Origin of the sequence: Xanthomonas sp. SHU 308, from assembly GCF_000364645.1 — a bacterium.
In the GTDB taxonomy this organism is placed as follows: Bacteria; Pseudomonadota; Gammaproteobacteria; order Xanthomonadales; family Xanthomonadaceae; genus Xanthomonas_A; species Xanthomonas_A sontii.
In genome coordinates, this window is sequence record NZ_AQOK01000182.1 from 1 (window position 1) to 9438 (window position 9438).

The following is a 9438-nucleotide window of genomic DNA, read 5'->3' on the forward strand; positions in this document are numbered from 1 at the left end:
TGGCGCCGCGCGCTCCGCGTCGCCGACCCAGCGCCGCCAGTAGTGCGGCGGCGGGGTCTCGGCGCGGACATGGCGCGCGCGCGCGTCCTCGCGAGGGGAAAGCGGAGCGGTGTCGTTGGCGGGCATCGCGTCTGGTTCCTGGGGCGCGTCCAATTATGCGACGAAGTTCACGATGGCTGTGCGCCGGGGTGCGAGACGTTGCCGGCCGGTGCCGTCGGCGAGGCCAGCAGGCGGCGCATGCCCCGCCACAGCAGGCGCCATGTCCACCACACCAGCAACGCGCCGAGCGCGCTCGCCGCCAGCACGACGGCCAGTGCCAGCCACGGGTGCGCGAGGGCCAGGGCCAGCGCGGCGATCACCACCGAATCCTCGGCCAGCGAGGCGATCCAGTTGCTGGCCGGCTCCGGCGAGGTGTTGAGCAGGGCGCGGGTGCCGGCCTTGAGCGCGTGGCTGGTCAGCGCCACGCCCGCGCCGGTGGCCAGCGCGCCGGCGCTCAGCTGGCCGTCGGGCGAAAGCGTGGCCGCGGCCAGGAAGGCGCCGGCCGGAATCCGGGTCAGGGTCTGCAGCAGGTCCCACACCGAATCCACGCCGGGGATCTTGTCGGCGAAGAACTCGGCGAGCGCCAGCGCGCCGGAGGTGCCGAGCACCCACCACGACTGCGTCGCCTGCAGCGCAGGCGGCAGCTCCAGCCAGCCGAGCAGGCCGGCCAGGCCGATGCCGAACACGGTCAGGTAGACGCGGATGCCGGCCAGCCAGGCCAGCAGGATGCCGATTACGAAGAGATGGGCGTCGGTCATGGCAGGCGCTCCTGCAAAGCACGGATGCCGGCCACTATCGGCCAAGCCCGCCACGAAGGCCAGCCCGCGGCGCGGGCCGGCCGCGCAGTCCGGCGCCGCTCAGGAGGGTGGCTTACACTAGGTGGCCCAGCAGGCCGACCCGCGAGGATCGACGCCGGCGCCGCCTCGGTGGCGCGGCAGCGCGCATGAACCGACCCGTTCCCCGTTTCCAGATCGTGCCCAATGGCGCCGCGCCCCGCCGCGGCCGCGGGCTGTGGTTGCTGCTCGCCGGGCTGTGGCTGCTGTCGCTGGCGCTGACCTGGTGGCTGGCCAGCCGCCAGGCCGCGCCGCGGCTCGGTGCGGTCAGCGCGCAGTTGCGCGAGGCCGAACGCAACCTGCAGGCGCAGCAGCGGCAGATCGAGACGCTCAACCAGCGCCAGGCGACCCTGGCCCGTTCCGACCAGATCAGCCGCGCCGCCAACAACGAGGTGCAGAGTTCGCTGGCCGAGCGCGACGAGGAGATCGCCGGGCTGCGGGCCGACGTGGCGTTCTATGAGCGCTTGGTCGGCGCGACCAGCCAGCGCAAGGGCCTGAGCGTGCATTCGGTGGAGTTCTCCGCCGAGGCCGGCGGCACCTGGCGCTACAACGTGGTGCTGACCCAGAACCTCAACCGCGGCGCGATCAGCCAGGGGCAACTGCGGCTGACCGTGGAAGGCGTGCGCGGCGGCAAACTGACCAGCGTCGGCTGGGACGAACTGCACCAGAAGACCGGTGTGCCCGGGCAGGACTACTCGTTCCGCTACTTCCAGCAATTGGACGGCAGCGTGATCCTGCCCAAGGGCTTCACCCCGCAACGGGTGCGGGTGGCATTGAGCGGCGGCGGGGCGCCGGTCAGCCAGACCTTCGATTGGACATTGGCCGGTAACGGCAAAGGGGAATAATCAGCCTATGTTTGGGAACAAGAACAGCCGCAACAGCGGCCAGACCGTGGTCGATACGCTGATCGGCGCGCAGGTGGTGATCCGCGGCGACCTGGTGTTCAGCGGCGGCCTCTACGTGGAAGGGCGCATCCTCGGCAAGGTCGTCGCCGAAGACGGCGCGCCGGCCACGTTGACCCTGTCCGAGCACGGCAGCATCGAGGGCGAGGTGCGCGCACCGGTGGTGATCATCAACGGCCAGCTGATCGGCGACGTGCATGCCGCCGAGCGCGTGGAACTGGCGTCCAAGGCGCGGGTGCAGGGCAACGTGCACTACCAGGTGGTGGAGATGAACGCCGGCGCGCAGCTAACCGGGCGCCTGATCCACGCCGGCAGCCTGGCCGCGCTGGCGCCGCCGGAAGCGCACCGCGAGGCGGCCGGCGACGCCGAGCCGCCGCTCGCGCTCACCGCCGAGGCTTGATTCGGTCGTCCGCCGTCCCCATTCTCCTGCCATGAGCACTCTCGTCTCCCTGCCCGGCGCCGCGCCCACGCCCGATTACCAGTCCCTGGACCGGCCGTTGAACTTCACCGCGGCCGCCGCGGCCAAGGTGCGCGAGCTGATCCGCGAGGAAGGCAACGACGCGCTGGCGTTGCGCGTCTACATCCAGGGCGGCGGCTGTTCCGGCTTCCAGTACGGCTTCGAGTTCGACGAGAACCGCGCCGAGGACGACCTGGCGGTGCAGACCGACCAGGTCACCCTGCTGGTCGACCCGCTCAGCCTGCAATACCTGATGGGCGCGGAAGTGGATTACAGCGAAGGCCTGCACGGAGCGCAGTTCGTGATCCGCAATCCCAACGCCAAGACCACCTGCGGGTGCGGCAGCAGCTTCAGCGTGTAGACACGCTGCGGCTTGCGGGACGCACGGTTTGCCTGCACCCTGCGGCGCATGTCCGATCCGACGCCTGCCTCTTTCGCCTTCGCCGGTCCTGCGATCGACCGTGCCGATGCCGTACGCAACGACCCGGCCGCGCTGCGCCAGGCCTGGGAACAGGCCAGGGTGCTGGTGCTGGAAGCCGATGGCCAGGCGCATGCCGATGCCGACGGACGCCCGCTGATCGCCAGCGCCGCCGCCCTGGGCGCGCTGGCAGAGCAGGCCATCTTCCTTGGCCTGGACCAGGATCAGGCCTGGTTCGCGCTGGCCGCCGACGCGCTGCCGCAGGCGCTGGCGCCGCCGCAGCGCATCGACCTGCGCCGCGCCGCGGCCGAGTGGCCGGCGCCGGAGGCGGGCCTGTTCGCCTATGCCCGTGCGATGCTGCACTGGCAATCGCGCACCCGTTTCTGCGGCGTGTGCGGCGGCATCATCGCGTTGCAGCGCGGCGGCTTCCTCGGCGTCTGCACGCAGTGCGCCAGCGAACACTATCCGCGGGTGGATCCGGCGGTGATCGTCGCGGTCAGCGATGGCCGGCGCCTGCTGCTGGGGCGCCAGGCGAGCTGGCCGGCGCGGCGCTACTCGGTGATCGCCGGCTTCGTCGAGCCCGGCGAATCGCTGGAACAGACGGTGGCGCGCGAAGTGGCCGAAGAGACCCAGGTGCGGGTGCGGCCGGGCAGCTGCCGTTACTACGGCGCGCAGCCGTGGCCGTTTCCCGGCGCGCTGATGCTGGGCTTCAGTGCGCAGGCGGAGGCGGACACGCCGCAGGTCGACGGCGAACTGGAAGACGCGCGCTGGTTCGAGCGCGAGGAGGTCGGCGCCGCGCTGGCGCGCCTGGCGGCGCAGGGCGACAGTGCCGACGATGGGCACGGCCTGCGTCTGCCGCCACGCATCTCCATCGCCCGCGCGCTGATCGAGGATTGGTACCGGCACGGCGCGCCGGCCTGACCGCGCCGGCACGTTCCGCGCACCCGCTTCAGAACGGTCCCGGAGGACCTGCATGTTCACGACCCTCGTCGCTGTGATCGTCGCCCTGGTGCTGGGCCATGTCGCGCCCGGCATGGTGGCCTCGTTGCGCCGCTTCGACGCCTTCGGCGACTGGCTGAGCTGGCTTGACACGCATGCCGGCGAGGGCAGCGCCTGGCGCGGCCGCTACGGCATCGCGCTGGCGCTGCTGCCGCCGCTGCTGCTGGTCGGCCTGCTGCAGTGGCTGCTGGCGGCGCCGCACCTGGGCCTGCTGACCCTGCTGTTCGGGATCGTGGTGCTGGCCTTCAGCTGGGGCCCGCGCGACCTGGACACCGACGTCGAGGCGATCATCGACGCCGATGACGCCAGCGCGCGGCGCCTGGCGGTGGCGCACCTGCAGGCCGATGGCGGGCCGCTGCGTGAGGATCCGGCCGGGCTGGTCGAGGCGGTGGCGGTCAGCGCGCTGCGCCGCTGGTTCGCGGTGCTGTTCTGGTTCCTGTTGCTGGGGCCGTTCGGCGCGCTGGGTTATCGGCTGCTGGCGCTGGCCGCGGTCGGCCCCTATGCCGCGCGGCTGCCGCCGGCGACCGCCGCCGGCGCGCGCGCGTTGCTGGCGGCGCTGGAATGGCCGGTGGCGCACCTGATGACCTTCTCGCTGGCCCTGGTCGGCAATTTCGAAGCGGTGTTCGGCGCCTGGCGCGCCGCCGGCGGCAAGCGGTGGCAACTGGACACCGGCTTTCTCGGGCCGGTGGCCTGCGCCAGCGTGCGTGGCGAACTCGATGCCGAGGCGCACGACTACAGCGACGCGGGTATGGTTGTGCCGGCGCTGCGGCGCCTGCCCGAACTGCGCGATGCGATGAGCCAGGTGTGGCGGGTGCTGCTGCTGTGGCTGGTGCTGCTGGCGCTGCTGGTGATCGCCGGCTGGGTCAGCTGAGCCAGGCGCCGAGATCGCCTATGCGCAGGTGCTTGCTCGCGCCCGGTGCGAATCGCAAGGTGTTGCGTCCGGCTAGTGCGGCGCCAGCAGGGTGAACGGGAACCACGGCAGGTTGCGCGCGATCCAGTAGCCCGGCAGCGCGACCAGCCAGAAATTCGGCCGCGAGACCACGCTCACGACTGGCGCAAACCAGGCCGCGCGCCAGCCGGCCTTCCAGGCGATCAGGCCCGGCAACAGGGCCAGGCCCAGCATCGCGCCGGGATTCATCGCGAACGCGCCGACCGGGTCCAGGTGCACCAGCGCATGCAGGGCGCGGGTCATGCCGCAGCCCGGGCAGTAATAGCCTGTGAGCGCATGGAACATGCACGGTGCGAACGGGTTGTTCGCGGCATTGGGATCGAAGCGGTACAGCAGCGTGGCGCCGCCGGCCGCGAATGCGGCGGCGGCGCCCAGGCACGCCCGTTGTTGCCAGGCGCGCATGCCGATCAGCTCGCGTGCTGCATCTGCTGCATGAACTCCATGTAGCCCTGCATGCCGCCGGTAGAGAGTTTGTAGGTGGTGAAGAGTATGCCGATGATGGCCAGCGCGGTGGTCACCCAGCACCAGATCTTGGCGGTGTTGGAGGCGCGACGCGCGCCCTACAGGTCGCCCTGGTTGAGCAGGCCGTTGACCTTGCTGGAGAACACGATGGCGACGATGCCGGTGATCAACGACGGGCAGCAAAAGCAGAAGCCAAGCACCGTCGAGATGATCGCCCAGGCCAGATGGTTGGGGACCGGGCCGGGAGCGGGCGGCGGCGGCGTGACAGGGCTGACGGTGCTCATGTGGATCTCCTTGAGGGGTGGCGCACGGCAGTCGGTGAGTCTAGACGAGTCGCTGCGGTGCGGAGGTGGCGGGCCGTCAGTGCGGCGCGAGCAGCGTGAAGGGATACCAGGGCAGATTGCGCAGCAGCGCATAGCCGAGCAGCACCCATAGCCATAATCGCGGGTCGGCGAGGATCTTCAGCAGCGGCGCGAGCGGGCGCAGGCGCAGGCCGGCGGCGTTGAGCGCCATGATCGCCAGCAGCGGCAGTGCCACCACCAGCAGGGGATTGCTGGTCCAGGCATGGGCCAGGTCCAGATGCACCAGCGCGTGCAGGCAGCGGGTGCTGCCGCAGCCGGGGCAATACAGGCCGGTGAGGGCGCGGAACGGGCAGCCCGGCAGCGGATTGCCGGGGACATTGGGATCGACCCGTCGCAGCACCACGGTGGCGACCGCTGCGGCGCCGCTCAGTGCGGCCAGCGGCAGCCAGCGGGGCAGGGACTGCAGGCGCTGAAGGGACATGGCAGGCGGACGATCGCGTGGTCGGCCGCCGTCGCAGGCGACGGCGGCCGCGGTGCTCAGGACATGGACGACTGCTGCATCATGCCCAGGCCGCCCAGGGCGAAGAGGAAGATCATGTACAGCACGATCAGCACCACCGAGGTGATCGCCGAGTAGATCGCCCACTTCTTGGCCTTTTCCGACGAATCGCGCGCACCGGCCACATCGCCCGCGGCGAGCTTGGTGTTGACCTGCGAGGCGTAGACGATGGACACGATGCCCAGCGGCAGACAGCAGAACAGCGTGGTCAGGATCGCCCAGACGAGGTTGTTGGACACTTGCGGTGCGGTGGTATTCATCCGTGTTACTCCGGTGGTTGGGTGGTGGAACGGGAAACGGTGGGGGTCAGTTGCCGGCCAGGCTGCCGATCGCCTCCAGCAGGATGGCCACGAAGATCCACACGACGACCAGGATCGGCGACGCGAGTGCCCACCAGCCGGCCTTGCGTGCGGCGGCGCGCGCGCCCTCGATGTCGCCGGCAGCGCGACGGCCATCCACCTGCGCGGCGTAGACGATGGACACGATGCCCAGCGGCAGGCAGCAGAACAGCGTGGACAGGATCGCCCAGACCATGTTGTTGGGCACGTAGACGCCCGCGTTGGGCGCTGCTGGTGGTTCGGGCTGGTTCACTGTCCGCTCGGTCCTTCGCACTGGACGCCACGGCCTGTGGCGTCTCCCCTGCGGTTAATTTACCCGAAGCGCGTGCCCAGGGCACCTGCGCCGCACTCAGGCGGCATCGCCACGCAGCCTTCTCACCTGCGCCTCCAGCGTCTCGGCGGTGGCCTGGGCCCCGGCCATCGGCGCATCGGCGATCACCTCGATGTGGGCGCGGAAGCGCCGCGGCACGCGCATGCGCCGCAGCCGCGAATCGCGCTTGCTCCACATGCTGGTCCACATGTTGCGCAGCGCCATCGGCACCACCGGCACCGCGCGCCGGGCCAGGATCTTCTCCACGCCGGACTTGAACGCGGCGATCTCGCCGTCCTTGGTCAGCGCGCCTTCGGGGAAGATGCACACCAGCTCGCCCTCGGCCAGCGCGGCGTCGATGGCGTCGAACGCGCGCTGCATCAGCTCGGGATCCTCGCGCGCCCCGGCGATCGGAATCGCCTTGGCGGTGCGGAAGATCCAGCGCATCACCGGAATGTTGAAGATGCGGTAGTACATGACGAAGCGCACCGGTCGCGGGATCGCCGCGGCCAGCACCAGCGCGTCCATGTAGCTGACGTGGTTGCACACGATCAGCGCCGCGCCCTCCTCGGGCACATGCCGCTCGATGCCGTGCAGGCGCAGCCGGTACAGGGTGCGCACCATCACCCAGCTGAGGAAGCGCATCAGGAATTCGGGGACGATGCTGAAGATCCAGATCGCCACCACCGCGTTGGCGATGGCCAGCGCCAGGAACACCTGCGGGATGCTCAGCCCGGGCAGCGGGATGCGCATGCCGAACAGGTGCAGTTCCTGCATCTGCAGGACGATGCCGATCATCGCCGCCAGCACGATGAACAGCGAGTTCTGGATGTTGAGCCCGGCGATGACGCGCGACAGTTCCGCCTTCGGCGTACGGCTCTGGATCAGCGCGAACAGCGGCACCACGAACAGGCCGGTGCACAGGCCGATGCCGACCAGGTCGAGCATGATCCGCCAGCTGCCGGCCTGGTGGACGAACTGGCCGATGCCCAGGCCGGTCTGCAGCGCGGCGCCGGGCCGGGCGAAGTACAGGTCGAGCATGAAGGCGCTGATGCCGAACGCGCCCAGCGGCACCAGGCCGATTTCCACGGTGCGCCCGGACAGCTTCTCGCACAGCAGCGAGCCGGTGCCGGTGCCGATCGAGAACAGCGCCAGGGCGAAGATGTACAGGTCCTGCGCGCCGCCCAGGTTGAGTTCGGCGTAGGTCGGCAATTGCGCGGTGAGCACGGTGCCGACGAACCAGAACCAGGACACGCCGAGCACGGCGTTGCGCACCGCCAGCTGGCGCCGGGTCAGGCGCATGATCGCCAGCGATTCCGGCAGCGGGTTCCAGTTGATCTTCAGCTCGGGGGCGCCGGCGTCGACCTTGGGGATGCAGCGCGCCATCAGGTTGCCGGTGACCGCCAGCGCGACCACCGCGGTGGCCGCGGCCACCGGCCCGTGGCTGCCGGCGATCTGGAAGATCAGCCCACCCAGGATCATGCCGCACAGGATCGAGATCGAGGTGCCCATCTCGACCAGGCCGTTGCCGCCGGTCAGTTCCTCCGGCTTGAGCACCGAGGGCAGGATCGAGTACTTCACCGGGCCGAACAGGGTCGACTGCAGGCCGGTGCAGAACAGCGCCACCAGCAGCACCACCATGTTCTCGGTCAGGAAGCCGACCGCGGCCAGCGACATGATGCCGATCTCCATCGTGGTGGTGATGACCACCAGCCGCGACTTCTCCAGCTTTTCGGCGATCTGCCCGGCCAGCGAGGAGAACAGGAAGTACGGCAGGATGAACAGTGCCGGCGCCAGGTTGGTGTACAGCGTGCGCTGCTCCGGGGTCACGCCCAGATAGAACAGCAGGCCGATGATCGCCTGCCGGTACACGTTGTCGTTGAACGCGCCCAGCGACTGGACCACGAAGAACGGCAGAAAGCGGCGTTGCCGCAACAGGGCGAACTGGCTGTGGGCGGACATGCAGGCTCCTTTGCGAACGCGCGCAGCCTAGCAGGTTCGCCGCGCGCGCAGGCGCGGCGCGCGGCGGCCGGTGCTGGCGCTGTCGGCGGCGGCCTGCAGGGCGTCGCGCTGGGCGCGCAGCAGGGCGATGAAGGCGCGTGCGGCCGGGGTCGGATCCGGCCGCCACACGGCATAGGTGAGGAAGCGGAAGCGCTCGCGCAATGCCACCGTCGCCACACCGTGCATGCCGGTGGCCATGGTCTGCGGCACCACCGCCAGGCCCAGGTCCTCGGCCACCAGTTGCCGCTGCAGGTCGGCATGGGTGACCTCGTACTGCAGGCGCTGGCGCAGGCCGGCGGCGGCGAAGGCGCGGTCGATGATGCCGCGCACGCCGGCGCCGGGGATCAGCCCGGCCATCGGCGCGTCTTCCAGGTCGCGCAGGGAGACCTGGCGGCGCGTGGCGAAGCGGTTGCCAGGTGCGGCGATCAGCGCCAGCGGTTCCTCGTGCAGCAGCAGGTGTTGCGGCGGCAGCGCCACGTGCGGGCCGACCCCGACCAGGGCCACGTCGAGCCGGCCTTCGCCCAGTTCCAGCAGCAGCGCATCGCTCATGCCGGTGCGCAGGTGCACGTCCACCGCGCTGTGCGCCTCGCGGAAGCGGCGCAGCACCGCCGGCACCTGCACCGCGTTCAACGAGGAGATCTGTCCGATCTGCAGGCGGCCGCGCACCGTGCCCAGGGTCTGCGCCATTTCCTCGTGCAGGCGTTCGGCGGCGCGTAGGGTGGCGCGCGCGTTGTGCAGGAACACCGCGCCGGCGGCGGTGGCGCGCACGTGGCGCGCCCCGCGCTCGAACAGCCGCGCGCCCAGCGCCTGCTCGATCTTGGCGATCTGGTGGCTCAGCGCCGACTGCACGGTGTGGCAGCGGCGCGCGG

Annotated in this window: 12 protein-coding genes and 1 pseudogene; 5 read left to right on the forward strand and 8 right to left on the reverse strand. The window is 70.7% G+C overall.

Annotation, left to right across the window (positions count from 1 at the left end; translation table 11 throughout):
- Positions 1–167: 167 nt before the first annotated feature.
- Entirely contained in the window at positions 168–797 is a 630-nt protein-coding gene (locus tag D588_RS0107290; protein WP_017912459.1) for a DUF4126 domain-containing protein, read from the reverse strand.
- 185 nt (positions 798–982) lie between these two features.
- Here D588_RS0107290 and D588_RS0107295 point away from each other — a divergent pair, with 185 nt between their 5' ends.
- Genes D588_RS0107295 through D588_RS0107315 form a run of 5 tightly spaced genes read left to right on the forward strand, consistent with a single transcriptional unit; the run spans position 983 to position 4519 of the window.
- Complete coding sequence (locus tag D588_RS0107295) at positions 983–1717, forward strand: DUF6776 family protein (RefSeq protein WP_017912460.1); 735 nt, start codon at positions 983–985, stop codon at positions 1715–1717.
- A gap of 7 nt (positions 1718–1724) precedes the next feature.
- The gene (locus D588_RS0107300) at positions 1725–2174 is read left to right on the forward strand and encodes a polymer-forming cytoskeletal protein (protein ID WP_017915509.1); all 450 of its coding nucleotides are present in this window, start codon (positions 1725–1727) and stop codon (positions 2172–2174) included.
- Positions 2175–2205: 31 nt separating this feature from the next.
- A complete protein-coding gene (erpA, locus tag D588_RS0107305; RefSeq protein ID WP_017908990.1) occupies positions 2206–2592 on the forward strand; it encodes an iron-sulfur cluster insertion protein ErpA in 387 nt (128 codons plus the stop codon).
- A gap of 48 nt (positions 2593–2640) precedes the next feature.
- Positions 2641–3570: an NAD(+) diphosphatase gene (gene nudC / locus D588_RS0107310; RefSeq protein ID WP_017915510.1), complete on the forward strand. Its 930-nt coding sequence runs from the start codon at positions 2641–2643 to the stop codon at positions 3568–3570.
- A 52-nt stretch (positions 3571–3622) separates the two neighbouring features.
- The gene (locus tag D588_RS0107315) at positions 3623–4519 is read left to right on the forward strand and encodes a membrane protein (protein WP_017909100.1); all 897 of its coding nucleotides are present in this window, start codon (positions 3623–3625) and stop codon (positions 4517–4519) included.
- Between the two features lie 72 nt (positions 4520–4591).
- On the opposite strand, the gene D588_RS0107320 is transcribed toward D588_RS0107315, so the two are convergent.
- The 7 genes and pseudogenes from D588_RS0107320 to D588_RS24240 all read right to left on the reverse strand — a co-directional run.
- Complete coding sequence (locus D588_RS0107320) at positions 4592–4999, reverse strand: DUF2752 domain-containing protein (protein WP_017908847.1); 408 nt, start codon at positions 4997–4999, stop codon at positions 4592–4594.
- 5 nt (positions 5000–5004) lie between these two features.
- Positions 5005–5343, reverse strand: a pseudogene (locus D588_RS24235) (CD225/dispanin family protein).
- Between the two features lie 76 nt (positions 5344–5419).
- Positions 5420–5842, reverse strand: a complete 423-nt coding sequence (locus D588_RS0107330) for a DUF2752 domain-containing protein (RefSeq protein WP_017908845.1) — start codon at positions 5840–5842, stop codon at positions 5420–5422.
- A gap of 56 nt (positions 5843–5898) precedes the next feature.
- The gene (locus tag D588_RS0107335) at positions 5899–6180 is read right to left on the reverse strand and encodes a CD225/dispanin family protein (protein ID WP_017915513.1); all 282 of its coding nucleotides are present in this window, start codon (positions 6178–6180) and stop codon (positions 5899–5901) included.
- Between the two features lie 46 nt (positions 6181–6226).
- Positions 6227–6454, reverse strand: a complete 228-nt coding sequence (locus tag D588_RS0107340) for a CD225/dispanin family protein (RefSeq protein WP_017915514.1) — start codon at positions 6452–6454, stop codon at positions 6227–6229.
- Between the two features lie 153 nt (positions 6455–6607).
- Complete coding sequence (locus D588_RS0107345; protein ID WP_017915515.1) at positions 6608–8530, reverse strand: MFS transporter; 1923 nt, start codon at positions 8528–8530, stop codon at positions 6608–6610.
- A 27-nt stretch (positions 8531–8557) separates the two neighbouring features.
- Positions 8558–9438: LysR family transcriptional regulator (locus D588_RS24240; RefSeq protein ID WP_017915516.1), on the reverse strand; the 881-nt coding region annotated here is incomplete at its 5' end.